The organism is Pseudofrankia coriaricola (assembly GCF_032027725.1).
In the GTDB taxonomy this organism is placed as follows: domain Bacteria; phylum Actinomycetota; class Actinomycetes; order Frankiales; family Frankiaceae; genus Pseudofrankia.
Genome location: NZ_JASNFO010000106.1, coordinates 1 through 23,641 on the forward strand (window position 1 = coordinate 1; position 23,641 = coordinate 23,641).

Genomic DNA, 23,641 nt, shown 5'->3' on the forward strand with positions numbered 1-23,641 from the left:
TCAAACCAGGAGGAAGCGGACGACATGGGTGCGCCGAGGAAGTACCCCGATGAGCTGCGGGAACGGGCGATCCGGCTGGTGCTGGACGCCAGGGCCGAGTCGGGGACGAGCGCGAAGGGCGCGTGTCAGCGGATCGGCGCGCAGCTGGGGATCTCACCGGAGACGCTGCGGGTGTGGGTCGCGAAGGCCGAGGTCGACGCGGGCACGCGGCCGGGTGTGCCGAGTGAGGTGGCCGAGCGGCTGGCGCAGTTGGAGCGGGAGAACCGGGAGTTGCGGCGGGCGAACGAGATTCTGAAGTCGGCGTCGGCTTTCTTCGCGGCGGAGCTCGACCGCCCGCGCCGGTAGTCATCGACTATATCGACGGGCACAAGGAACGGTTCGGGGTCGAGCCGATCTGTGCCGTGCTGAAGGATGCCGGTATCCAGATCGCCCCGAGTACCTACTACACCTCGAAGAAACGGTCGCCGTCGCGACGGGCGGCTACCGATACCGAGACCTTGAAGGAGATAGAACGGGTACACACTGATAACTACGGTGTCTACGGTGTGCGGAAGGTCTATGCGCAGCTGGCCCGTGAGGGCGGGGTCGGCGGTCGCCACATTGCCCGCTGCACGGTGGCCCGTCTCATGCGCCACGCCGGCCTGCGGGGCGTCTCCCGGCTGCGGGCGCCGCGGACGACGGTGCGTGCCCAGGGGCCGGACACCCGGCCTGACCTGGTCAGACGGAAGTTCGTTGCCCCGGCGCCGAACAGGCTGTGGGTCGCTGACATCACCTACATCCGCACGTTTTCCGGCTGGGTCTACGCGGCGTTCGTCCTCGACGTCTTCTCCCGAAGAATCGTCGGCTGGCAGCTTTCCAGAAACCTCTACAAGGAGTTGGCGATCGACGCGCTGAACATGGCGGTCTGGACCCGCCGGCGCGCCGGCGCCGACCTGGCGAAGCTCATCCACCATTCTGACAGGGGCTCGCAATATATCTCGATCAAGTACACCGAGACGCTCGGCGAGGTCGACGCGGTCGCTTCGGTCGGTTCCGCCGGTGATTCCTACGACAACGCGATGGCCGAGGCGTTCAACTCGCTGTTCAAGGCCGAACTGATCCGTAGCAGAGGGCCGTGGACCGGCCACTCCGATCTCGAGATCGCGGTCGCGGAGTACATCGACTGGTACAACCACCGCCGGCTACACGGCGAGATCGGTCTGGTCCCACCCACCGAGCACGAGGCTGCCTGGGCGGCCAGCCAGACAGACCAGCAGGACGCCCGGCAGCTCGCCGGCGCGTGACAACTCAGTCTCCACCAAACCCGGCGCTTGACAACCTTGTGGGGGTCCAAGTCCGGGGGAGACTCGGACACTACGCACACGCCTTGCGGCGCCAACATCAACTTCTTCTCAACTGATGATGCTGGGGTTGAGCAGTCCGCCATGAGCGTTGAACCGCTGCCCGCGGAACCCGTCTCCTGGGACCAGTAGGAAAGCGGAACAGAGCCCGCGATCAGACAGTCCCCTGACTGGCCAACGCCGGGGCAGCTCCTGAGCATCAGGTCCCGCCGGTCCACCAGCCGCCGGAGCGCCATATCGAAATTGGGCATCCCGCCATCATCCCGATCCTCAGGTTGGCCTCATGCTGCCTTCAGGAATACCTGCGAATCACCATACCACAGAGTGGAGCACTCAACGGAAATCAAGTACGGTCTCTCGCAGCGGTATTGTAGCTCTGCGCGGCACGTGGTTGAGCGCGTTCACATCGCCGCCGACGGCGGGGAGATCTATCCGCGCCAAACGCTTTCCTGCTACTCCCGATAGTGCTGTCGCTGTTCCTCGACGGTCGCCAACTGGTCCGGCTCCGCTTCAGCAAAGATATCGACACGGTCCTCCCGAGTGCGTATGTCTCGCCCCAGCGCCAGCACATACACGTGCCGAGCACCGATCATGTCTCGGAGCATTCCGGATGCCCACGTATTTCTGCGAGCCCCCTGCACCGCGATAAACCAGCCCTGAGCCTCAAGCAATCTTCTGATCACATTCAACGCCCCGAAGAGATCACTTCCCGCGCCTTCTATCGTTCCGAATGGCCCGCTCACCGTTATCGAGTGTGACTTGTCCTTGTGGAACCTCCAGGTCAACGTACAGGGTGTCCGTTCGCCGGCGCGTACGACGGAAACCTCAAATTGTCCGTTCTCATACAGGTCTAGCATCGCGTCAACTACCCAGGGGGATGTAGTTCGGATTGGGTGCGATGCGTCGTAGACCGGCCGGCTCCCGTCAGCGTCCTCAGCCATGGTTGAGACGCGTGCCGCTGCCAACGCCACGTCTTCGTCCGCATCGTCACCCCGACAAACCGCAGCCTGCGCCGGACCACCGCCCACGAACCCCGCTCGTCGGCAACCCAGCCACGCACCAGCTCGAAGACGTAGGTGAACGTCGATCCCTCCCAGACCATATCCACAAAAGTGACGGGCCGGCTGCGCCGGGCCAACGAGTCCGGCGTGACCCCGAGCACGGACAGAAAACCCCGGGCCCGGGCCAGGTCATCGGCCGTCAGCGCACGCGTCACCCACCGGCCACCGGCCCACGAGGTCCGCGCGAACGACAACGGCAACCGGCCCAGCCATCGCGGCTCCGGCAGGCCGGCGAACGCCCCACCGAGAAAGTCGAACATCGAGTCGAACGACCGGCCGACGAACACCAGATCCCCGCCGCCGCTACGTGCCACCACCTTCCCCGCGCACCCGACCAGCGCGTCGAGGAACCACAGATCCGGCGCCGCCACCCCGGCCAGCAACGAACCAAGCTGGTCCGGCGTCACCAGGTCCCACCGAAACGGCCCCGCCACCTCACTCGAAAGATCCACGACACCGACTCTGCCACGCACGATTCCGGCAGGATGATGATCACTGCGCGCCCTAGCCGATGGCAGATCACCTGGCTACGCGGTCGCCACCGGTCACCTGTTCGAGCCACGGAACAACGCCCAGAGCGGGCGGCGTCGATCAGCAGCGATGTGAACCGCTGCACCCGATGGAAGATCCTCACATGGCCGACGTCAAGGCCGCGTTCGGCCAGCAGCTCCTCGACATCCCGGGACAACAACGCGAACCGCAGGGTAGGGTCGACCGCGCGGCGAGGTGCCCGCTGGTGGCGGGTCCTTTTCCGCGTGGCCTCCCTGGGCTGAATTCCGTGTACAGGCGAATCGGACCACGAAAACTGCGCCTTTCCCGACGCGCGTTCACAGGAATGGGTACGCCGCGCGAGTCGGCCGTCGTGGGCGTCAGTTCCCGAATCTGGGATATGGACGCGACGCGACTTCGGTCAGGGTTCTCGGGGGCGCGGTTGCCGACGACTCGGTCGGACCTCGGAGTGGCGTTCGCACGGCGCGGCCGCTCCGAGTTGTCCGCCGGTCCTGCTGGCGCCACGATCCACGCGGCGGACCCGATGAACTGTCAAGGTACAGGACGTAGCGACCCGACTGGCTTGGTCGTCGTGGCGTGGACCAGGAGCTCCGCCAACTCCGCTGGCCGGCTGAGGAACGGCGAGTGCGACGCGTCGATCGTCAGCGGCTCCACACCGAGGCGCCTCGCCACGAGGTCCGCCAGCCACCGTGGCTGGGAGCGGTCCTGGAGACAGAGGATGAAGCTTCGCGGCAACCCGGCCGCCCAGAACGTCGGGACCGACATCGGGACCGAGGAGATGTCACCGAGCTTCTCGGGCGTGAGACGTTCGAATGCCCATCGGGCCGTTTCCTCGTCGCAGTCGTGGTAGAAGAAGTCCCACGCTCCCTGGAAGTCCGCGAACGACATCGAACCGTCGTCGTCGAAACGTAGATGCCCGAGCATTCCGGTCACATCCAGATCTCGTTGTACCGTCCCGTCCTCCTTCATCGCGTTGGAGTCCGGCCCGGATCGTCCTTCGACCGGCAGCGCCGCCGCCAGGTAGATGACGTGGCTCACGAGCTCCGGTCTGGCATCGGCGGCACGCGTGATCTCGAAGCCGCCACCGGAGTGGCCCACGAGCACGTCGTTCGGCTCGAGAACGGAGACGACGGCTTCGAGCCGGTTTTCCATCGTTGCTTCTTCGTGCACGCGCTCGCCATGACCCGGGACGTCGACCGCGATCGCCCCGTGTCCGAGACGCTCGAGCTCGGGAATCGTACGTCCCCAGCACCAGGCACCATGGAACCCGCCGTGAACCAACACAAACCGCAAGTGTGCCTCCATTGTGAGACGGAATAGGCTCAGCGAACGCTCCCGCCGGACACCCGGCCGCGGCCTGTCGTGAAGCGTCGCGGCCGGGCGCACCGCTTCAGTCGAGCAGCGGGCGGTGCGCCTGGAGCTCGATGAGCTGGCCGAACGGGAAGAAGCCGGGGCCGATGACGTCGGTGAAGACGAAGACCTGACGGACCTCTGTGTCAAGCGCCCGCAGACCGACCTCGAAGGGTGGATACAGGGTGACGCGGCCGGCGAGCTCGGCGGGAAGCTGGTTCTGCAGGCGGTCGACCACCGCGTCGAGCTCCTCGTAGCTGGCATAGCGCAGGCCGAAGTGCGCGGTGGCGCCGGGCCGCTGGCGATCGGCGTCGTTCTGCTTGAGTTCGGCGCGTAGCTCGTCGTCGTCGCGCGCCCGGCTCTCGAGGAGCTCGCCGAGTCGCGAGCGCTGCCCACGCATCTCGGACAGGTAGAGGACGTTGTTGAGCGAGTCCCGCTCCCCCGTTGGCCCGAAGACGCCCAGGTAGGTGGAGCTTGCCCCGAAGTCCTTGGTGATGTCGAGGACGGCGCAGCCGAGCGTCTCGAAAAGCAGGACGGCGAGCTCGCGTTCGCCGGGCCGGTGCAGCAGTTCGGCGTGGTTGAGGAAGTAGCTGATGCTCGGGGCGGTGGCTTCCATGGTCTTGTGGCCTTCCCGGGGTACGGAGCGATCAGGATGTGAGATGGCGGCCCGTCTCACGGACCACCGTCCTAGCGTGCTGGGCCGGTCTGGGCCGGATCCGACCCTGGCGCCGTCCTGGCGGGACGATGCCGCCGTCACGGAATGGCGCCGCCATTGACGCCGAACACCTGCCCGGTGATGTAGTCGGCCTCGTCGGAAACCAGGTACAGGCAGGAAGCGGCGATGTCGTCACCGTTACCGAGCCGGCCCAGCGGGATGCGGCTAGCGCCGCCGTCGCCCGTCGGGTCGCCGACCTCGGCGCGGGACTGGCGGAACATCGGCGTGTCGATCATATGGGGCGCGATGACGTTGGCTGTGATTCCCTGCCGCGCGTATTCGAGGGCGACCGCCCGGGTCAGCGTGACGACGCCGCCCTTGGACGCGGCGTAGTGCGCGTGGTTCGGGGTGGCGATCTGCGCGGCAGATGACGCGATTGTGACGAGGCGGCCCCAGCCGGCGGCGGCCATGTCGGGGATGGCGGCCTGTAAGCAGTGGAACGTGCCGGTGAGGTTCACGGCGAGCACCCGCTCCCACGCCTGCAGCGTGAGCTCGGCGAACGGAGCGAACGGAGCGATCGCCGCGGAGGTGACCATGATCTCGAGAGGCCCAAGTTCATTGCGCACCTGAGCCAGGGCCTTGTCGACCGATGCCCGGTCGGCCACGTCCACGGCGCATGCCGTGGCGGCGGCGCCGGTTGCCCTCAGCTTCTCGGCGGCGCGGGCCGCCGCGTCCTCGTTCACGTCGAGCACGGCCACGCGGTCTCCGCGTCGCGCGAGCTGCTCGCAGATCGACAGGCCCATCCCGGAGGCGCCACCCGTCACGACCGCGACTCGGCTCATGGATATCCCTCGCTTACCGAGCCAGCGCGGCGGCGGTGCGCGCGAGCTCTAGCAGGTGGACGCCGCCAGGCCCGGCGGTGAGGTCGGGAAGCTTGGCGTCCGGCTCGACGAGCAGCACGTCGCCCGTGGCCAGCTCCGTGTCGCCGACGGTCGCGGAGCCGTCGAAGACGAGCACGCCTCGCCAGTCACCGACCGATATACCGGGACGGGTCGCGCCAGCGGCCAGCTTCACGTCGAAGGCGACCCCGCGCTCCGGGTTGTCCCGGTCGCCGAGGTCCCAGTAGGCCTTACCGTCCAGACGTCCCTTCCACAGGCCGGTCGTCTCGTCAATCGGGACGACCTGGCGACGCCCGTTCTCCACCAACCTCGGCGGCCGTGAGAAGAAGGCCGTGGTCTCCAGACCCTTCACGTACTTCAGGGTGGGATGGTCGCGGTACTCCTCGCCATAGCCACCGGGCGACAGGACGTCCTGAGCGAAGATCTCCAACAGCTCGCTGCCGCGTGGCCCGTTCACCAGTGGCCCGTACTCGACGCCCGGCGCGGCGAGGAGCACGTCACCGCGTTCCATCCACCAGTCGCCCATGAGCAGGCCGCCGTCAAGCACGACAACGACGGTCCAGCAGTCGTGCCAGTGCAGCGGCCAGATCTGGTTGGCCGCCATCCGGATGTCGGGGATCAGCATGCGCCACGGGTCCTCCGGACGGCCGAGCGACCACATCTGGCTCCACGCGCCGCCGCCGATCTGGTCCGAGTCGCGCACGACGCCGCCAGGGCCGGCCGCGCCGCCCGGCTCGAGCCGCGAGCGCGTGACCCCCGGCGCCACGGTGTCCGACGGGGCGCCGGCAAAGACGGTCACTGGCATGAGAGGACTTCCCTTCTTCGATGCGAACGCGCGTCAGACCATGCGGGCGGACCAGCCGCCGTCGACAGGGATGAGCACGCCATTGACGAACGCGGCACGGTCAGAGGAAAGGAACGCGATCATTTCGGCCTGGTCGACGGCGGTGGCCGCCCGGCCGAGCGTCGCCTTGGCCGACATCGCCGCGATCGTCTCCGCCGGCGCCCGGCCCGTCGTCTCCGTGAGCGTGAACCCCGGCGCGACCGTGTTCGCCCGGATGCCCTTCGGCCCGTACTCGACGGCGACCGACTTCGTGATCACGTGGGCACCGGCCTTCGCCGCCATGTACACGACAGGGGTGCGCGCCTCGATGTTCATCGTGCCGGCGACGGACGCGACGGTGACGATCGAGCCGCCGCCCGTGGTGAGCATGGCCCGGACCGCGTGCCTGGTGGCGAGGAGCACGCCGCGCAGGTTGACCGAGGTCATCGCCTCGTAGTGGTCGGCGTCGAGGTACTCAACCGGCCGGCTGCCGGGAGTGCCGGCCACGTTCACCAACGCGTCCACCCGGCCGAACGCCATCGCCGCGGTGTCGAACGCGGCGACGACGTCGTCCTCGCGGGTCAGGTCCGCGTGAAAGGGCACCACCGCCGGGCCCAACGCGGCGGCGACGTCCTTCTCCTCGCCGCTGACGTCGACGGCCAGCACCTTGGCCCCCTCGCGTACGAAAACCTCGACGCAGGCCTTGCCGATGCCGCGGCCGGCGCCCGTGATCACAGCGGCCTTGCCGTCCAGGGATCCCATCAGTTACCTCCGATGACACCGTGTTGGAGCAACACGTACCGGGCGACGTTCATGGCGTTGTGCCAGCCCGACCCGCCGGCATAGATACCGGCGGGTGATCGCCTCGGCGACCTGCTCGGACGTGCCCCCAGGCTCAGGGCGTTATTGACGTGAATGTCCGGTTCGTCGTTCTGCGACTGGGTCTGCAGAACGGCCATGTGATGACGCTTCTGATGCGCAGCTCAAGCCCCGGGCGGCCCCAGGGCTCGCGGCGCACCCGCTCATGGGCGGTCTCTCGCTGCGCCTGCGTCATCATGCGAGCGTGCCTCTCTGGGCATGCGCACTGATGGACGGTGTGGCCGGCGTTCCCGCCACGCCGTCCGGGTGCAGCGCGGCGATCTCGGCGGCCGGTGCCACGGTGGCGATCCGCCACAGTCCGACCCAGCTGGACGGGAAGACGCTCGCGTCGACGAGCGCGGCGTGGGCGTCGGGATCCGGGTCGTCGCAGGCGTCGGAGCAGACGGTTACCTGGTAGCCGACGTCGAAGGCCCACCGGGAGGTGGACAGCACCGTCCCGGAGGTCGCGATGCCCGCGACGATGAGCTGGCCGACCCCCGCGTCCTGGAGCCGGTCACGCAGGTCGGTGGTACCGAAGGCCCCGATGGTCGTCTTCCCCAGGACCGGCTCCCCCGCGGCGGGCGCCAGCGCCGGGTGGATGTCGTCGCGCATCGGCGCCGGCACCACGTGGAAGACGGGCACGCCCGCCCGGCGGGCCAGCCCGACCGCGTACGCCGCCCGGTCGACGACGGCTGGGTTGCGGCTGAAGCGCTCGACGATGAAGTTCACGAAGTCCAGGGCAACGAACGCGGTCGAGGGCGCCGTCGGAACGCTGGCCAGCGTCATGAGCTCCCTTCCCGAGCAGTTGTATACAAGCCATGACTTGCATCATTTGTATACACGATGGTTGAGATGCGCAAGAGCCCGCCGCGCGGCACTACGCGGCCGGCGGGTCAGGGCGAAAGCAGGGCGTAGGACGGGTCGGTCCGGTCGCGCCGGCCGAGCGGAGGCCTCGATGACAGCGCCGGGCCCGCCGGCGGGAGCAGATGGGTCAGGTCGACGACCACCAGCCGGTGGGCGATGCGCCATTCGCCCGCGCGGCGCTCGAAGCGGTCGAGGTAGCGGCCCGCGGCCACGAGCACGCCTTCCTCGCCGGCGACCTCGACGGTGCGCCAGACGGTGTAGTACGTCTCGCAGGCCGCCGTGCCATCGCCGTGCAGGGTGATCAGCTGATTGGTGAGCTGGTTCGACGAGACCCGTGCCGAGCTCGCCAGGTCGGCGATGCCCTGGCCGACCGTCTCGCCGGTGAACCGGGCCTCGCCGTGTTCGTCGACCGCGTCCGGGTGGTATGCCGAGCTGATGAGCTCGGGGTCGGCCCGGTCCACGCCTCTGCAGTAGCGCAGGGTCGCCTCGCGGATCGCCTGCTTGTCCAGCAGCTGCTGGACGGCGGTCGCCTCGATGTCGGCCCGGGACGTCGTCATGGATGGGTGGCCTCCGATCAGCTAGAGGCGAACCAGGGCTGGTGAGGGCGCGCGCTGGCACCCCGCAAGGGGTCGCGCGGCGGCCGCACCGCTCCAGAGCGGAACGCTGAGAGGTGAGCACTTACTTTTGAACTGAATGAGGGTCACATGTGCCGTTCAATCGCCCGGCGTGCTGGCCCGAGCCGGGGGCTGGCCGGCCCACCCCGCGCCGAGACGATGCCGGGCGGGGCGGGCTGGGCAGTTGCCTTGGCCCATCAGTCCTCGATCGGGGTGTCCTCCGTTGTCTCGTAGGTGGTCGGCTGGCCCTTGTCGTCGAGCTTGGTGACCAGGCCGCCGCGCACACAGACCGCCGGGGACAACGTGCTCGCCTTGCCGTTGCACCGGAAGTGCAGTCCGCCGGTGCCGGGTAGCTCCGTCAGCGGCATCGACTTGATCTTCGCCGCGACCGTCTGGGGCGTGATGTCTCCGGTGATTCCCTCGAGCGCGGTCCGGAGACCCATGACCACCGTGAACATGCCCATCCCGAAGGTCGGGTTCTCGGTGCCCACCGATCCCTTGTGGTACTTGTCGAGAATGGCGGTGTAAAGCTGGAAGCCGGGGTCCTTCTCGGCACCGATGGGTGCGGTCGCCGACACGCTGACCCCCTTGATGTCCTTACCAGAAAGCGCCTTGCGCATGGCGTCCGTGACGCACGCGCTGATGACCGAGATCGGCCCGGTGAAGCCCAGGAGATGCAGGTTCTTGATCGCCGGGATGCACGTCATGTCGTTGCCGAGGATTTGCACCTCGGTGGAGCCGCCGGACACGATCTGCTGCATCTGTGGCGCGATGTCCGGAGCGCCGAGGGGAACCTTGACGACGTCGAGCTTGATCCCCTCCTTCTCGAAGATTCCCGGCGCCACGGTGGTGTAGAAAGCCGTCGCGGCCGGAACGTCCACGACCACCACGGTAACCTTGGAAAGGTTGTTCTTCTTGGCCACGCTGATGGGCAGGGAGGCGAGCTGCGCCACCGGGTTGATGAGAGTGAAGGCGGTATCGTGGTCGCTTAGCACGTTCGGGTCGCTGGAGCCGTAGAGCACCATCGGGATGCCGGCGTCGTGGAGCGGCTTCCAGATGTTCGCGATGACCGCGGACTGGCCGATGGCGGTGGCCACGACGTTGTTCTGGACCATCTGGTTGGCGCAGTCGGTGCCCGTTCCCGGGTCGCCCTTGGCCTGGCATACGAAGAGCTTGATGGGCCGGCCGCCGATCCCACCCTTATGCTCGTCAACATAGGTCGCGACCGCCTTGGCCACGTCCAGTTCGAAGGTGTTGTCGTCGGCGGCGGTAGCACCGTCGCTGATGACGCCGATGTTGACCGGCGCGCCAGTCGCCTGCCGCTCCGGGCCGAGGATGTTCGCGGCCGGGGCGGTGCCCGCCGAAGGTTTTTCGTCGGAGTCGTCACCGCCGCCGCACGCGGCGGAGGTGACGACCAGGGCCGTCAGCGCGGCGACAAACGCCAATCGCCGAGGCGGGCGGCCCCGGCCCGAGCCTGGGCGGCGTGTCGTCTGTTCCATCAGATCTCCTTCTTGAGGAATGTGCAATGCCGGGAGAAGCCCCGGCGGGCGTGAGGCATGGCTCGCCGAAGGTGGGCCGCGGCAGGCAGTATCGAGGTACGGATGATTCCGGCGACGACCGGTCAGACGCCTCCGCGCGCCGGTCGACCGGCGGATCCGTCCCCGTGGCGGTCATAGTGGCCCGCGCCCGTGTCATCCTTGCCGCGGGTGCGTCGTGACCTACTCGTCGGCGGGCGGTGAGTCGCACATGTAACGCAGGAGAAAGTCGGTGAAGGCCTTTCGCTCGTCGGCGTCGAGGACGCCGAGGAGCCGCTGCTCGACCTCGAGGGCGTCGGCGCGGCATCCGGTCGCGACCTCTAGGCCGCGCGTCGTCAGGACGGCACGGAGGATTCGGGCGTTGTTCGGGTCGGCGCTTCGCTCGACGAGACCCAGGCCTTCCAGCGCGGTGAGCGTCTGCTGGGCCGCCTGCGGCGTGATGAACATCAGGCGGGCAAGGTCGGCGGCCGAGAGCCCTGGGCGTTGGGCGAGCCGGATCAGGACGCCACCCTGGGCAGAGGTGACGCCGTGGGCGCGCATCGCCTCGTCGGCGGCGCGCCGGGTGTAGTGGAAGGCCTGCTTGATGAGCCACGAGATGTGCTCTCGCGGTTCGAACTCCGCTCCCGTCGCGCACCCCCGATCTGGCCCGCTGGCCCGCCGCGCCGGTGCGGGGTGGTCGAGCCGCCCTCGCACCGGCTTCCAATCACAAGTTCTTGCGAAGCGCAGCGAGCGTATGCTGGCTCACCGGGACCGTCAAGGGCTCAGGCTCGGACTTGTATACGAGGCACTTCCTTGTATACAAATGCGGCATGGCGTTGGACCGAGTGACGCAGCCGACGGAACAGTCACGCCCTCCGGTGGCCGGCGAGAGCCGGCCTGTGCCGTTGGTCGACGACGGCAGCAGGGACTTCTGGCGGGGCGGTGCGGACGGACGGCTCCTGATCCGCGCCTGCGCTGCCTGCCACCGGCTGTTCCACCCGCCGGGGCCGGTCTGCCCGCACTGCTACTCGCGGTCGGTCACGTCCCGGGCCGTCTCGGGCCGGGCCACGGTCGCGTCGTACACGGTGACGCACCGCGGCTGGGTGCCCGGCTATGAGCCGCCCTACGTCGTGGCCCGGGTGGTGCTCGCCGAGCAGCCCGACCTGCATCTGCTGACCAACGTGGTGGGCTGCGACCCCGAGGCGGTCCACACCGGCATGGAGGTCGAAGTGATCTTCGAACAGCGAACAGACGTGTTCGTGCCCCTGTTCCAGCCGGTCGCATGACCATCGACCGTCAGGCCGTCGAGCGCCAGGCCATCGTCTCCGGCATCGGACGGTCGGCGACCGGCCGGCGACTGAACCGACCGGCCCTCGACCTCACCCTCGACGCCTGCCTCGCCGCCATCGCCGACGCCGGCCTGACCCCGCGCGACATCGACGGACTGACCTCCTGGCCAGACCAGGCCGTCCCGTTCGGCTTCAGCGGCCCCCGCGTCAGCGACCTGCACAGCCTCCTACGCCTCGACCTGTCATGGATCCTGGGCTGCGGCGACGGCGCCAACGTCACCGGCATCCTCGGCATCGCCGCCCACGCCGTCGCCACCGGGCTCGCCCGCCATGTACTCGTCTACCGCACGGTCACCGAGTCCACCGCCCAGGGCACCGGCCGCCGCCCGGCAGTGATGTCCCAGATGCCCGCGCCGTGGCGGACGACCTACGGGGTCGGCTCGCCGGCACAACTCGCCGCCCTCTGGGCGCGCCACCACTTCGACCGCTACGGCACCACCCGGGAGCAGCTGGCCTGGGTAGCCCTCAACGACCGCCGCAACGCCGCCGACAACCCCGACGCGATCTTCCGCGACCCGATGACCCTGGACGACTACCTCACGACCCGAATGATCAGCAACCCGCTATGCCTTCTCGACTGCGACGTCCCCGCGGACGGCGCGTTCGCCTTCGTCATCTCCCACGCCGACCACCGACACGACACCGAGCGACCTGTCTTCTTCGAGGCCGTCGGCGGCGGCCGGCCAATGACATCCAGCTGGGAGTTCTGGCCCGACCTCGACGTCATGGCCGCCATGAAGGCCGCCGACCAGCTATGGTCACGCACCACACTGCGGCCCACCGACGTCGACCTCGCCTACCTCTACGACGGCTTCAGCATCTTCGTCCTCTACTGGCTCGAAGCGCTCGGCTTCTGCGCCCGAGGCGAGTCAGGACCATTCATCGAAGGCGGCACACGCATCGCCCGCGACGGCGACCTGCCCCTCAACACCTCCGGCGGCCAGCTCTCCGAAGGCCGCTACCTCGGCTTCGGCCACGCCTACGAAGCCTTCCTACAACTACGCAACCAAGCAGGCCCCCGCCAGGTCACCGACACCCAGATCGCCCTCGTGACCGGCGGCGGCGGGCCGCTCGCCCAGGCATTCCTCTTCACCAACGACAGGTAGGGCGGTACACATGGACTTACTGGACCGGCTCGGCGCGGTGGTTGTCGGCGGCGGGAGCGGAATCGGGCGCGGGACCGCCTTAGCGCTCGCCGCGGAGGGAATGCGAGTCCTCGTCGCCGACATCGACGTCGAGACTGCGGAGGCGACCCGCGACGAGATCATCCGCCGCGGCGGTGACGCGACCGCCGCATACGTCGACGCGACCGACGAGGCCTCGTTGGCGAAGCTCACGGCGCGCGCGGAGGACCTGGGTGGCGTACGCGTGCTCATTCACACCGTCGGCGTCCATACCAATGCTCCGCTGACAACCGCCGACGAGAACCTGTGGGCCTGGTTCATCGAGTTCCACCTCATGTCGGCGGTGCGCGTGGTCAGGGCCTTCCTGCCGCTGCTGCGCGGGCACGACGGCGGGTCGCACATCGTCGTCACCTCATCGATGTCCGGCCTGTTGGCGCTGCCCGCGGCGGAGACGGGGGGCACGGACACCGGCGTGTACACCGCTCTGAAGCACGCCATCGTCGGGTACGGCGAAATGCTGCGGATGGAGGTGGCGCCCGAGGGCATCGGGGTGTCGGTGCTCTGCCCCGGCGCGGTGGTCACCAACCTGGGTTCGACCACTGCTCGGCATCGCCCGGCGCGTTTCGGTGGGCCGCTGCCCGACCCGATGGCCGGGCGCACTATGTCACCCGACATGATCCCCTCGGGCATGCTGCAGCATGAGGCCGTCGGGCCCTACGTCGTGCGGGGCATCCGCGCGAACCGCGCCTACATCATCACGCACACCGAGATGGCGGACCAAGTGCTCGCCCGCCAGCAGCGCCTGCTGGACGACATCGCATTCTTCGCAACGCCCTAGCGCCGCCACCACCGGCGACGGAAAGCGCCCCGCATGCCGGGGTGTCCTGCTCGATAGCGCTCGAAACCACTCTGGCTGGCGCAACGCCAGCAATGCCGCCAGGAAGTGTTCAGACAGCGAGGATTTTTCTGATGACGGGTCTGCTCGAGGGCAAGGTAGCGATCATCACCGGGGCGGGCCGTGGCATCGGCAAGGCCTGCGCGGAGGTGTTTGTCCGCGAAGGCGCGCTCGTTGCCGCGGTGGACATCACCGGCGCGGAGAAGGACGTGGCATCCGAATTAGGGGATCGTGTCCTGCCCATTCACGCCGATGTCGCGTCGGAGAACGACGTCACGCGCATGATCGACGCCACCGTGGCACGGTTCGGACGCATCGACGTCCTCGTGAACAATGCGGCGACCGTCGCCGGCCGCAAATGGGACGTCGACTACCTCAGCAGCGAGGAGTACGCGGTCCACACGGAGGTCAACTTCTTCGGTGTCCTGCTCTGCATGCAGAAGACCATTCCCGTGATGATCGAGAACGGCGGCGGCTCCATCGTCAACATCTCCTCGGTCGGTTCGTTCAACGCGGAGGAGCGGGCCCCCGCCGCATACGGGGCGTCGAAGGCGGCCGTGAACCACCTGACGAAGTCGGTCGCGGTCGAATACGGCGCCCGTGGCATCCGTGCGAACGTCGTCGCGCCGGGCTTCAACTACACGGAACAGACGAGACGCATCCCCGCGGAGAAGCTCGAGCCTCTGGCCCGGAAGGCTGCTCTGGGCCGCCCGGGCGAGTCCGCGGAGCAGGCCGAGGTGGTGGCCTTCTTCGCCTCCGATCGCGCCTCCTTCGTAAGTGGCGCGATCCTCCCGGTCGACGGCGGCTGGTCAGCACGGCTCGCCTGATCACACGAAAAGAGTTGCGGCGGTGCCCGTGACCCGTATGCTCGGCCGTCGCGTCCACGTGGTTCCCAGCAACGCTGCCGGGGCTGCCTGGACCCGACGGCCGAGCTAAACGTTGTCTGACGTGGCACCAGCGACCAGCCGCGGCAGGAATCGGAGCGGTCGCGCCATCAGAAGGAGAGAGTGCGTTGGAGCTGGCGGGCAAGGTCGTGATAGTCACTGGCGGCGCCGGGAATCTCGGGTCGGTGTGCGCGCGCCGCCTTGCGGAGGCGGGTGCTGCCGTCGTCGTCTCCGATCTTCCGGAGGCCGATGTCGAGAGCGTCGTCGACGGGATAGTGAAAGCGGGGGGAACGGCTGTCGGCCACGGCGGCGACGTCAGCGAGGAGGACGACATCGTCGCCATGGTCGGGACCAGTGTGCGCGAATATGGCCGCCTGGACGCACTCGTGAACGTCGCCGGCGCCATCGGTCTCGTCCGGCTGGATCGCGATCTCACCGAGATGCCCGTGGAGACCTGGGACGCGATCATGGCCGTCAACGCGCGCGGCCCGATGCTTGGCTGCAAGCACGCGATCCCGGCGATGCTGGCAACCGGCGGCGGCTCGATCATCAACTTCACGTCGCCCGCCGCCTTTCGCGGCGACGATCGGCTCTTCGCGTACTCCGCCTCCAAGGCGGCGGTCATCGGGCTGACCCTCACGGTGGCGACCGCCTACGGCAAACAGGGAATCCGGTGTAACGCGATCGCGCCCGGCTGCGTCTGGTCCGAGCGCTACCGGGAGCACATCCCGGCCGACATGCTCGACCTCATGGAGCGTGTCGCACTCACGCCGCGCCTCGGGCTGCCCGACGATATCGCCCACATGACGGTCTATCTGGCGTCGGACAAGGCCGGCTACGTGACCGGCCAGACGCTGGTCGTCGACGGGGGCCTCGGCTCCCACCAGCCATGGGTCGGCGCGCGGTAGGGGCTGCGTCCACATGGCGACTCTGATCACGGGCGGGACGGGCTTCCTCGGTTCCTACCTCACCAGACACATCGTTCAGGCACAGCCTTCGGAGCGCGTCGTCGTCCTCGACAACCGCGTCGATCGAGGACGGATCGCCGATGTCCTCGACCGGGTGAACGTGATCGAGGGCGACGTCACCGACCTGAACACCGTGCGCACCGCGATCGAGAGCTACGACGTAAGCCACGTTGCGCACTTCGCGTTCGTTCTCGGCGGCCCCGCTCCCGGCAAGGCGGTGCCATGGGTCGCCGTCCAGAGCCTCGGCATGGCGAACGTGCTGGAAGCCGCCCGCGCCGCCGGCGTGAAACGGGTCCTCTTCGGCAGCTCCGTAGCGGCCTACGGCAGGCCGAACGTGGACATCCTCACGGAGGACCTCGTCCCGGAGCCGGCCGACATCTACGGCGACTCGAAGGTCTGGGGAGAATCGCTCGCGCGGCACTTCACACGGTTCCTCGGTCTCGACACGGTCGTCCTCCGGTTCGGATCCACCTACGGACTCGGGCGAGCATGGCGGGGGTCGTACGACTCCGGCCTCATGACACCGCCACCCGACGTGCACTACATGGCACGCGTCGAGGACGCGGCCCGGGGCAAACCGATCGTGCTCCCCCACGAGGACGCCATGGCCGACTGGCTCTACGCGGCAGACGCGGCACGGGCGACCTGGCTCGCGCTCACCGCGGAACACCCGCCGCACCACCTGTACAACGTCGGTTCCGAACGCCGATCGGTCGGCGACTTCGCCCGCGCTCTACGGAAAGTCCTGCCCGATGTACCGATCACGTTGTCCGCGACCGAGATGCCCGGACACGCGCACCTCGCGATGAGCACTCGGCGGCTCAGGGAGGACCTCGGATTCGCGCCGGCGTACACCCTCGAAGACGGCCTGCGCGACTACATCGACCGCATCCGCGCATACGACCAGTTCAACCACGCACAGACAGTTCAGATCACCCGGGGAGCGAGCCGATGAGGCCAGCTCCAGAATCATGTCCAGCGGCGAACCGCGCGTCGCCCACCGACGGCTCGGCGAACGGAATGCCCGAAACATCCCGATTCGACCCTGCTGACGGCCAAGGACCGTGGCCGGGGCCGCACGGACCTGCGGTTCGGCGACCTCAGGGGACTCGGCTGTGATACCGAGAGCTCCTTCGTGGCTCGTCAATGCAGTCGTCGGCCGACGCTGGCCGGGCCGAACGGCCCATGACTCCTGGCTCGGCATGCTGCTCGGGACCGGGCCCTCGTAAGCCTCGGCGAACTCGTCACGATCAGCGCCCAGCTGGCCAACGCGAATCGCCGCCGCGGATGACTGCGCCTGCCCGCGACGTCACCGACGGTGCGTCCGGCGCCGTAGTGGCGTCCACCGCCGCTTGGCCTGCCGCCCTGATCGTGGGTCTACGCGAGTCCGTGTGCCGCGACCCAGAACGACCCCGGTGTATACGAGAGCTGGCTAGTGTTGTATACACCGGGGTCAGCAGGAAGAACCAGCCGCATCCAGGACGACGCACCGTCCGGCCGTACTCGCCATCTTCGGCACGGGACGACGCCGCGTCGGCATGAGGCCCTCCCCGCGCGATGGACGCTCACCCAGCCGGGCAGGCGCCGTCACGATGACGCCAAAGGAGCCGTGGCATGACGTCGCCAACCAGCAAGCGATTACTGAGAGCGGCAGCGCTCGCGGTCAGCACCAGCAGCTTGGCCGCATCCCTCGCCGCCTGCGGCGGACAGGGAGACACCAGCGCCGGCGGGGCGTGCTCGACGACGGTGCCCGGCGTCACGCCCACCGAGGTCAAGGCCGGCATGGTCTGGAGTGACACCGGCCCGGTGGCGCCCGCATTGCGCGCCTTCCGGGCCGGCGTGGACGCCCGTCTCCACGTCCTCAACGAGCAGGAAGGCGGCGTCTACGGGCGCAAGGTCACCTATGCCTGGCGGGACGACCAAGCCGACCCGACGCTCAACATGAGCATGGTCCAGGAACTCCTGGACCAGGAGAAAGTGTTCGGGCTCATCTACGCGCCCGGCGGCGGCAAGGGCTCTGCCGAGCTCCTACAGGAGCGCAACATCCCGGTCACGGGCGTCGCCAGCGACAGGGTCTGGCTGGGGATGAACAACATGTTCTCGTGGTTCTACCTCGGGGATGGCTCCAGCACCACCTGGGGCGAGTACGTCCACGAGCAGGGCGGGACCCGTGCGGCCGTCTTCGCCCTCGACGGGAACGCCACCAACGGGGACTTCACCCAGCAGGTCGTCGCGAGTCTGAAAGCCAGCAACGTCAAGATCGTCAAAACGTTCTACACCAGCCAGATCACAAACTTCCAGGCCGTCGCGCAACAGATCAAGGAAAACAACATCGACGCCCTCACGGGCGTGCTAATACCGGACGCGGTCGCGCAGTTGCTCCCCGAACTCACCAAGCTTGGCGTAACCCTAGGCGGTACCCTCAAGGTCGTTCTGCTGCCCCTGGGCTACGACAACAGCAGCCTCGCCAAGTACGGCCCCGCGCTCGCCGGCGCGTCGATCTTCACCGGCATCCAGCCTTTCGAGCTCGATACCGCCGGGCAGCGGAAGTTCAAGCAGGCGATGAGCGACTACGCCCCCGAGATCCAGCCGGCAACCCAGGACATGGCGGTGAACGGATGGATCTCGGCCGACCTGTTCATCCGCGGCCTGCAGGCCGCCGGACAATGCCCGACCAGAGAGTCCTTCATCACCGACCTACGCGCCGTCAAGAACTACAACGGCGCCGGCATGACCCCCGACACCCACATCGACCTGTCCACCAACTACCGCCAGACCTCCACCTGCTACTACATCGTCAAGGTCAGCCCGGACGGATCGAGGTTCCAGCCGACCAGCACCGCGGCCACCTGCGGAGACGTCATCACCCCGCAGCAGATGGCCGCCCTCAACCAACAGTCTTAACCGGAGGCTTGCATGCCGATGATCGTCTGGGTGGGGCGGAAGCGGATGCTGCCTCGCACGATCTCGGTGCGGTGGCGGGTGAGGTCGGGCAGTTGGCGGATCGGCTCGGGCGGGACGAAAACTGGACCGCACTAGGCCGTGCTCGACCAGTCGACAGATCTACTCCGCAGCCATCACGTTGGTCTTGCGGACCAGCGCCGTCTTCATATGAGGAGCACTGAGCGGCCAGAAGATCGGCTTCCGGTAGGAACCCGGTCGCCTCCATCCCGACCACCCGCCGGGCTGCGGCGGGCCGGGGCAGATGTTCCGGCGGGAGTGCCCGAGCCGCAGATATGGACGCGGTACGACTTCCATGAGGGCCTCGGATGGCGGTTGCCGACGATACCGTTGGACCTCGGAGTGGCCCTCACACAAAGTAGACGTGCTCGACGGCAATGCAGACGAGCCAGGCGCGCTCGTCTGCGTTCCCGAGCCAGGCCGGGAACAATACCAGCTCGGCCAGCCTCACACGGTACTCTTCAGAGACGGTGGCAAGCAGGGGCGTCTCAACGACTCCAGGCGCGATGATCACCACCCGGATCCCATGCCAGGCCAGGTCACCCGTCGTGGGAAGCGTCGGGCCAAAGACACCGCCTCACCAGCGACGAGTTCGCGAACACGGCGTGGAACATGCGCGGTCACGTCACGGCGTCGACGAACCTTCCCTGGCCCGTCAACAGCCGGTGGTCCTCGATCCTCGCCATCCGTTCCCCGACGAACCCCATAGGTCGGCCTCCTCTCTGCGCCTGGCCAGACGGACCTGCCGCCGAACTCGTCGAAACGCATGTCATACGCGCCGCCAGCGACCGTGGCGTGGGTCGCGTCGATGTCGACCGCCGCAGGGCGTCGCCGTCAGGGGACGGCGCCAGGTCGCCGATGCGAGACGGCGCTGGTCACCGGCCGGGCGAACCGCTCGCCCTGCCTTTCTCGTCGCCAACGTCCGCTGAGCCGCCGGGTCCCGGGCAGCTCAGCGGACGTGACCTCACCAGCGCACCTGTGAGTTCAGGGGGACGAGACGTGTGCTGGAGCACCGGGAGTGAAAGAAATCGGCACGGACAGCGGCGCGCGGTTGAAGGTCGAGTGGAAGTCGATATCTGTTCCCGTCCGTAGCCTGATGTCGTGGAGCCGTCGGACGATCTCGTCCAGAGCGATGCGCAGGTTCATACGGGCAAGGTTGGAGCCGGCGCAGCGGTGTGGCCCGGCGCCGAAGGCGATGTGGCGGTTTCGCGCGCGGTCGAGGTCGAAGTCGTCAGGGTCGTCGAATTCGGCCTCGTCGCGGTTGGCCGAGGCCCAGTAGAGCAGGACCCGTTCGCCCGCCTTGATCTGGTGGCCGGCCAGCTCAGTGTCGTGCCTGGCGGTGCGGGCGATGCAGATGAACGAGCCGTCGAGGCGCAGCAGCTCCTCGACGGCTGTCGGGATCAGCTCTGGCCGGGCGCGGAGCAATGCCGGGATCTCGGGATGCTTGCAGAACCGGAGCATCGCCATCCCGAGCACGCCGGCCGTTGTCTCGAGACCGCCGAGGATCAGCAGTTGGATGGTCCCGATGGCCTCCTCCTCGGTGATCGGCCGCCCCTCGATCTCGGCGTTGATCACGGCGTCCACCACGTCGCCGCGGGCCGGCTGCCCGCGCCGCCGGGCGATGAACCTGCCGATCCAGGCGGACAGTTTGCCCAGGCACTCCCTCGACTCCGGCAGGTGGGGCAGCGACGCCATGGTCGCGTAGTGGTTGACCTCCTCGAGGTCCTCGGTGGGCGCGTGCAGCGCCAGGTCGAAGAACGCCAGCCCCGGAAGCGGCCGGGCGAACTCCGTCATGAAGTCACACTCGCCGGCGGCGATGAAGCCGTCGATGAGCCCGTTCACCAGCTCACGGGTCCGCTGCTCCCACTCGCTGACCACCGAGGGCCGGAAATAGGGGTTGATCACGCGGCGGAACGTGCGCTGCAGCGGCGGGTCGATCCCGACCGGGAGGCTCTTCATCGGCGCGGCGACGTGCGGCACGGTGATGCCGAGCTCCGAGCTGAACGTCTGCCAGTCCTGGGCGATGCGCAGCACATCCTCGTACTGGGTGGCGACCCAGAAACCACCATACTGGTCGCTGTGCGCGACCGGGCACAGCGACCGGGCCCGGGCAAGCGTGGGGTGTAACTCACGGGCGAGCGCCGGGGACAGGTGGTCGAAATGCCGCTCCACCCACTCGTCGTCAATCGGGCCGGGATCCGATGTCGTTGTGTCCATGTCACCTCGCGTTCGTCGAACGTGTTGCCGTCGGGGATGACTACTGGCCCGCGAGCCTGCGTTGCTGGAAGACGTACCGAGCGACGTTCGCGGCGAGGTTCCAGCCGGAGGTGCCGCCGTAGAGGCCCGCCTGGACGAGCGCCTCCTGCACCTCGTCCTGCGTGATCCCGAGGTTCAGCGCGTTGTTCACGTGGAACTGCAGCTGGTCGTTCTCGTGCATCACCTGGAGGATCGCCATGGTGAGGAAGCTCCTCGTCCGCAGCTCCAGTCCGGGCCGTCCCCACACCTCGCCGTAGCCGTAGTGGCCGCCGATCCACGCGAGCTCCTGGCTGATGGCCGTGGTGTCGGTCCGCATCCCCACCGCCCCCGGCAATGCCTCGAGCGGGGGCGCATCAGGCGTCAGTCCAAGGCGGCCGGCGCCTACCGCGGCCATCATTCGCCCGGCGGCGGCCTTGCGGTCGTCGTGGTCCATCGGGGCCTTCAGCTCGACGGTGACACCGTCGCCGGGCGAAAGGATGCCGCGGGCGACGAACACCTCGTTGGCGACACCGACCCCCTGCTCCCATGCGGAGATGCCGCCGTAGACGCTGACCTGGATCAACGCCTCGTGGACCTCCTCGGGCGTCATCCCGACGTTCAGGGCGCTGTTGATCTGGCGGTACAGCTGGTCCTCGTGGCCCATGGCGGCCACGGCGGCGATGCTGATAAAGCACCGCGTCCGCAGGTCCAGCCCGGGACGGCCCCAGATCTCGCCGTACTCGTACAGCTTGACGGCGGCGTAGACCTCGGACTCGATCGGTAACGCCGACCCGCGCCGCGGTTCACGCCCGAGCCGCGGCGGCAACGGCGCGGCATCCTGCCCCGTGCCCATCATGTCGAGGCCGAGCTGCTCTCGGACCCGTTCGTATGCCATCTCCCGCTCTGCCTGAGTCATCATGTGAGCGTTCCCTCCTCGGCGAGAACCGTGCGTGAATTCGTCTTTCCGGCCGCCGGTCCGGGCCTCGACGATGGGTCTTCGCGCCATCGTCTTTCTCGTTTCCGATCACCCGGACGCGGCTGTGTCAGGCGAGCCTTGCTGTCCAGCCGCCATCGACAGGGATCACGACGCCAGTTACGAACGAGGCTCGATCGGAGGCGAGGAAGGCCGCGACCTCGGCGAGTTCCTCCGGTCTGCCGGCCCGGTTGAGGGCGGCTTTCGGGCCCATCTCGGCCAGGAGACGTTCGGGCATGATGTCGGTGAAGGTGAAGCCGGGCGCGATGGCGTTTGCGCGGATGCCTCGCGGGCCGTACTCGACGGCGACGGACTTGGTCAGCGCGTGGACACCGGACTTGGCGGCGGCGTACATGAAAGACGTCCGGTTCTGGACGTTGATCGCGGAGACCGAGGAGACGTTGACGAACGCCCCGCCGCCGCCCGCGAGCATCAGGGGAAGCGCGTGCTGCATGACCGACAGGACGCCACGCAGGTTCACCGCGGTCATCCTGTCGAACTCGTCGACGCTCAGCACGTCCGGGTGCCGGGTGCCGTGCGTGCCGGCCACGTTGATCACGGCATCGACCCGGCCGAACTCCTTGAGCGTGGCAGCGAACAGCGCGGCCACGTCGGTGTCGTTCGATACGTCGCAGTGGACGGGAAGCACGGCCTGGCCGACCTCGGCCGCGGTGTCCTTTTCGGCGCCGCTGATGTCGGCGGCCACCATCCTGGCGCCCTCGCGCACGAAGACCTTCGCTGAGGCCTTCCCGATCCCCGACCCCGCGCCGGTGATCACGGCTACCTTGCCGTCGAGGATGCCCATGGCTAGCCCTCACCTCCGGTCAGGCCGAGCATCTCGCGGGCCTCGGCCGCGGTGGCGACCTCCCGGCCCATGCTGCGAGCCAGCTCGACCACGCGGGCGACGAGCTCGGCATTGGTGGGGTAGCCGAGCTCCTTGAATGGGTGATCGGCGACGCCGATGGCGACGTGGCCGCCGGCCTCGATCGCGCCCGCGAGCGCCGGGAACGGGTTGCCGCCGATCACGCTCGTGAGCCACTGCCAGTCCGCCTGCTTCGGGAAGAAGTCAAGCAGCGCGTGTAGACCTCTGATCGTCGCCGGGTGCCCGAAGCTGACGAACCTGTCGCCGAACAGCGTGACCTCGCAGAACAGCGGATCCTTATAGAGCCCCATCTCGAGGAACGCCTCGGAGAGCCGCACTCCGGAAACGTCCCAGATCATCGACACCGGCCGCACCCCGATGGCGGCCGTCGTCTCGCAGAGGTACGTGAGCATCTGCGTCGTGTTCAGGTAGACCCGGTCAACACTGTTGAACGCCTTGCGCTCCGAGTCGTACCAGTCGAGGTTCGTCGTCAGCATGTCGACCGGGATGCAGTCGGGCCGTGTTGCCGGGTCCTTCGCCATCTCGACGATGTGTGCCAGCCGCTCCTGCGCGGTCGGCAGCATGCTCGCGCCCAGCGTCGGGAAGGTGATGAGATCGCTCTCCCGCCTGATCCGGCGCACCACGTCCGCGTAGAGCTCCACGTCCGAGGACGGCGCACCGGTCTCGGGGTCCCGGGCGTGGTAATGCACCACCGACGCGCCCTGTCGCCAGCAGTCGACCGCCTGGCCCGCGATCTCCTCCGGGCTGTAGGGGACATGTGGGCTGTTCTGTCTCATCGCCCCCTCGTTGACCCGGACCTCGATAATGAGCTTCTGCTTTGCCATGTGCACCTCGAGTTCGCGGTACTACAGTGCGATTTCAGCCGGCGGACGGCCGGCCAG

Annotated in this window: 23 protein-coding genes, 1 pseudogene and 1 other annotated feature; of the genes and pseudogenes, 8 read left to right on the forward strand and 16 right to left on the reverse strand. The window is 68.1% G+C overall.

Annotated features, from left to right (window positions below; genetic code table 11):
- Positions 1-24 precede the first annotated feature (24 nt).
- Positions 25-1,283, forward strand: a protein-coding gene (locus QOZ89_RS40155; protein ID WP_312629388.1) for an IS3 family transposase whose coding sequence is annotated in 2 segments (ribosomal slippage) — positions 25-307 and positions 307-1,283 — 1,260 coding nt in all. Because the reading frame shifts where the segments join, the coding sequence is not laid out codon by codon here.
- Positions 306-434: a sequence feature (AL1L pseudoknot), on the forward strand. Its footprint overlaps the gene before it by 129 nt.
- 922 nt (positions 1,284-2,205) lie before the next feature.
- On the opposite strand, the gene QOZ89_RS40160 is transcribed toward QOZ89_RS40155, so the two are convergent.
- From QOZ89_RS40160 to QOZ89_RS40210, 11 genes and pseudogenes are all read right to left on the reverse strand, one after another.
- On the reverse strand, positions 2,206-2,835 hold the full coding sequence (locus QOZ89_RS40160; protein ID WP_071048121.1) for a hypothetical protein: 630 nt from the start codon (positions 2,833-2,835) through the stop codon (positions 2,206-2,208).
- Positions 2,836-2,939: 104 nt separating this feature from the next.
- A pseudogene (locus tag QOZ89_RS40165) lies at positions 2,940-3,104 on the reverse strand (IS6 family transposase); the annotation flags it as partial.
- 338 nt (positions 3,105-3,442) lie between these two features.
- Positions 3,443-4,216 carry an alpha/beta fold hydrolase gene (locus QOZ89_RS40170; RefSeq protein WP_241841636.1) on the reverse strand — a complete coding sequence of 258 codons (774 nt, stop codon included), beginning with the start codon at positions 4,214-4,216 and terminating at the stop codon, positions 3,443-3,445.
- 85 nt (positions 4,217-4,301) lie between these two features.
- Positions 4,302-4,877 (reverse strand): hypothetical protein, encoded by a 576-nt coding sequence (locus QOZ89_RS40175; RefSeq protein WP_071048123.1) that lies wholly within the window; start codon positions 4,875-4,877, stop codon positions 4,302-4,304.
- 137 nt (positions 4,878-5,014) lie between these two features.
- On the reverse strand, positions 5,015-5,758 hold the full coding sequence (locus QOZ89_RS40180) for an SDR family NAD(P)-dependent oxidoreductase (protein WP_071048124.1): 744 nt from the start codon (positions 5,756-5,758) through the stop codon (positions 5,015-5,017).
- Between the two features lie 13 nt (positions 5,759-5,771).
- A complete protein-coding gene (locus QOZ89_RS40185; RefSeq protein WP_071048125.1) occupies positions 5,772-6,620 on the reverse strand; it encodes a hypothetical protein in 849 nt (282 codons plus the stop codon).
- Positions 6,621-6,653: 33 nt separating this feature from the next.
- A complete protein-coding gene (locus QOZ89_RS40190; protein ID WP_071048126.1) occupies positions 6,654-7,400 on the reverse strand; it encodes an SDR family NAD(P)-dependent oxidoreductase in 747 nt (248 codons plus the stop codon).
- Positions 7,401-7,691: 291 nt separating this feature from the next.
- Positions 7,692-8,282: an isochorismatase family protein gene (locus tag QOZ89_RS40195; protein WP_083418435.1), complete on the reverse strand. Its 591-nt coding sequence runs from the start codon at positions 8,280-8,282 to the stop codon at positions 7,692-7,694.
- Positions 8,283-8,389: 107 nt separating this feature from the next.
- Positions 8,390-8,917: a nuclear transport factor 2 family protein gene (locus QOZ89_RS40200; RefSeq protein WP_071048127.1), complete on the reverse strand. Its 528-nt coding sequence runs from the start codon at positions 8,915-8,917 to the stop codon at positions 8,390-8,392.
- A gap of 254 nt (positions 8,918-9,171) precedes the next feature.
- Positions 9,172-10,473 (reverse strand): ABC transporter substrate-binding protein, encoded by a 1,302-nt coding sequence (locus tag QOZ89_RS40205; protein ID WP_071048128.1) that lies wholly within the window; start codon positions 10,471-10,473, stop codon positions 9,172-9,174.
- 219 nt (positions 10,474-10,692) lie between these two features.
- Positions 10,693-11,202 carry a MarR family winged helix-turn-helix transcriptional regulator gene (locus QOZ89_RS40210; protein WP_241841637.1) on the reverse strand — a complete coding sequence of 170 codons (510 nt, stop codon included), beginning with the start codon at positions 11,200-11,202 and terminating at the stop codon, positions 10,693-10,695.
- Positions 11,203-11,387: 185 nt separating this feature from the next.
- Between QOZ89_RS40210 and QOZ89_RS40215 the strand changes: the two genes are divergently transcribed.
- The 7 genes from QOZ89_RS40215 to QOZ89_RS40245 all read left to right on the forward strand — a co-directional run bounded on the left by QOZ89_RS40215 (position 11,388) and on the right by QOZ89_RS40245 (position 18,612).
- A complete protein-coding gene (locus tag QOZ89_RS40215) occupies positions 11,388-11,774 on the forward strand; it encodes a Zn-ribbon domain-containing OB-fold protein (RefSeq protein ID WP_241841638.1) in 387 nt (128 codons plus the stop codon).
- Positions 11,771-12,943 carry a thiolase family protein gene (locus QOZ89_RS40220; protein WP_071048130.1) on the forward strand — a complete coding sequence of 391 codons (1,173 nt, stop codon included), beginning with the start codon at positions 11,771-11,773 and terminating at the stop codon, positions 12,941-12,943. The genes QOZ89_RS40215 and QOZ89_RS40220 overlap by 4 nt, the downstream gene beginning before the upstream one ends.
- 10 nt (positions 12,944-12,953) lie before the next feature.
- Positions 12,954-13,799: an SDR family oxidoreductase gene (locus tag QOZ89_RS40225; protein WP_071048131.1), complete on the forward strand. Its 846-nt coding sequence runs from the start codon at positions 12,954-12,956 to the stop codon at positions 13,797-13,799.
- Between the two features lie 131 nt (positions 13,800-13,930).
- Positions 13,931-14,683, forward strand: a complete 753-nt coding sequence (locus QOZ89_RS40230) for an SDR family NAD(P)-dependent oxidoreductase (RefSeq protein WP_071048132.1) — start codon at positions 13,931-13,933, stop codon at positions 14,681-14,683.
- Positions 14,684-14,868: 185 nt separating this feature from the next.
- Positions 14,869-15,648: an SDR family NAD(P)-dependent oxidoreductase gene (locus tag QOZ89_RS40235; RefSeq protein WP_071048133.1), complete on the forward strand. Its 780-nt coding sequence runs from the start codon at positions 14,869-14,871 to the stop codon at positions 15,646-15,648.
- A gap of 13 nt (positions 15,649-15,661) precedes the next feature.
- Positions 15,662-16,663 carry an NAD-dependent epimerase/dehydratase family protein gene (locus QOZ89_RS40240; protein ID WP_071048134.1) on the forward strand — a complete coding sequence of 334 codons (1,002 nt, stop codon included), beginning with the start codon at positions 15,662-15,664 and terminating at the stop codon, positions 16,661-16,663.
- A gap of 659 nt (positions 16,664-17,322) precedes the next feature.
- On the forward strand, positions 17,323-18,612 hold the full coding sequence (locus QOZ89_RS40245; RefSeq protein ID WP_071048135.1) for an ABC transporter substrate-binding protein: 1,290 nt from the start codon (positions 17,323-17,325) through the stop codon (positions 18,610-18,612).
- Between the two features lie 406 nt (positions 18,613-19,018).
- Here QOZ89_RS40245 and QOZ89_RS40250 read toward each other — a convergent pair whose 3' ends face one another.
- From QOZ89_RS40250 to QOZ89_RS40270, 5 genes are all read right to left on the reverse strand, one after another.
- Positions 19,019-19,186, reverse strand: a complete 168-nt coding sequence (locus tag QOZ89_RS40250) for a hypothetical protein (RefSeq protein ID WP_157910467.1) — start codon at positions 19,184-19,186, stop codon at positions 19,019-19,021.
- 467 nt (positions 19,187-19,653) lie between these two features.
- Positions 19,654-20,886 carry a cytochrome P450 gene (locus QOZ89_RS40255; RefSeq protein ID WP_071048136.1) on the reverse strand — a complete coding sequence of 411 codons (1,233 nt, stop codon included), beginning with the start codon at positions 20,884-20,886 and terminating at the stop codon, positions 19,654-19,656.
- A gap of 40 nt (positions 20,887-20,926) precedes the next feature.
- Positions 20,927-21,823: a carboxymuconolactone decarboxylase family protein gene (locus QOZ89_RS40260; RefSeq protein WP_071048137.1), complete on the reverse strand. Its 897-nt coding sequence runs from the start codon at positions 21,821-21,823 to the stop codon at positions 20,927-20,929.
- Between the two features lie 124 nt (positions 21,824-21,947).
- Positions 21,948-22,682 carry an SDR family NAD(P)-dependent oxidoreductase gene (locus tag QOZ89_RS40265; protein ID WP_071048138.1) on the reverse strand — a complete coding sequence of 245 codons (735 nt, stop codon included), beginning with the start codon at positions 22,680-22,682 and terminating at the stop codon, positions 21,948-21,950.
- A 2-nt stretch (positions 22,683-22,684) separates the two neighbouring features.
- Complete coding sequence (locus tag QOZ89_RS40270) at positions 22,685-23,584, reverse strand: beta-keto acid cleavage family enzyme (RefSeq protein ID WP_071048139.1); 900 nt, start codon at positions 23,582-23,584, stop codon at positions 22,685-22,687.
- Positions 23,585-23,641: the final 57 nt, after the last annotated feature.

Excerpts from the sequence above, each read along its gene's own strand:
- QOZ89_RS40170 (WP_241841636.1), bottom strand. The coding sequence starts at position 4,216 with ATGGAGGCACACTTGCGGTTTGTGTTGGTTCACGGCGGGTTCCATGGT.
- QOZ89_RS40175 (WP_071048123.1), bottom strand. The coding sequence starts at position 4,877 with ATGGAAGCCACCGCCCCGAGCATCAGCTACTTCCTCAACCACGCCGAA.
- QOZ89_RS40180 (WP_071048124.1), bottom strand. The coding sequence starts at position 5,758 with ATGAGCCGAGTCGCGGTCGTGACGGGTGGCGCCTCCGGGATGGGCCTG.
- QOZ89_RS40185 (WP_071048125.1), bottom strand. The coding sequence starts at position 6,620 with ATGCCAGTGACCGTCTTTGCCGGCGCCCCGTCGGACACCGTGGCGCCG.
- QOZ89_RS40190 (WP_071048126.1), bottom strand. The coding sequence starts at position 7,400 with ATGGGATCCCTGGACGGCAAGGCCGCTGTGATCACGGGCGCCGGCCGC.
- QOZ89_RS40195 (WP_083418435.1), bottom strand. The coding sequence starts at position 8,282 with ATGACGCTGGCCAGCGTTCCGACGGCGCCCTCGACCGCGTTCGTTGCC.
- QOZ89_RS40200 (WP_071048127.1), bottom strand. The coding sequence starts at position 8,917 with ATGACGACGTCCCGGGCCGACATCGAGGCGACCGCCGTCCAGCAGCTG.
- QOZ89_RS40205 (WP_071048128.1), bottom strand. The coding sequence starts at position 10,473 with ATGGAACAGACGACACGCCGCCCAGGCTCGGGCCGGGGCCGCCCGCCT.
- QOZ89_RS40220 (WP_071048130.1), top strand. The coding sequence starts at position 11,771 with ATGACCATCGACCGTCAGGCCGTCGAGCGCCAGGCCATCGTCTCCGGC.
- QOZ89_RS40225 (WP_071048131.1), top strand. The coding sequence starts at position 12,954 with ATGGACTTACTGGACCGGCTCGGCGCGGTGGTTGTCGGCGGCGGGAGC.
- QOZ89_RS40230 (WP_071048132.1), top strand. The coding sequence starts at position 13,931 with ATGACGGGTCTGCTCGAGGGCAAGGTAGCGATCATCACCGGGGCGGGC.
- QOZ89_RS40240 (WP_071048134.1), top strand. The coding sequence starts at position 15,662 with ATGGCGACTCTGATCACGGGCGGGACGGGCTTCCTCGGTTCCTACCTC.
- QOZ89_RS40245 (WP_071048135.1), top strand. The coding sequence starts at position 17,323 with ATGACGTCGCCAACCAGCAAGCGATTACTGAGAGCGGCAGCGCTCGCG.
- QOZ89_RS40255 (WP_071048136.1), bottom strand. The coding sequence starts at position 20,886 with ATGGACACAACGACATCGGATCCCGGCCCGATTGACGACGAGTGGGTG.
- QOZ89_RS40260 (WP_071048137.1), bottom strand. The coding sequence starts at position 21,823 with ATGATGACTCAGGCAGAGCGGGAGATGGCATACGAACGGGTCCGAGAG.
- QOZ89_RS40265 (WP_071048138.1), bottom strand. The coding sequence starts at position 22,682 with ATGGGCATCCTCGACGGCAAGGTAGCCGTGATCACCGGCGCGGGGTCG.
- QOZ89_RS40270 (WP_071048139.1), bottom strand. The coding sequence starts at position 23,584 with ATGGCAAAGCAGAAGCTCATTATCGAGGTCCGGGTCAACGAGGGGGCG.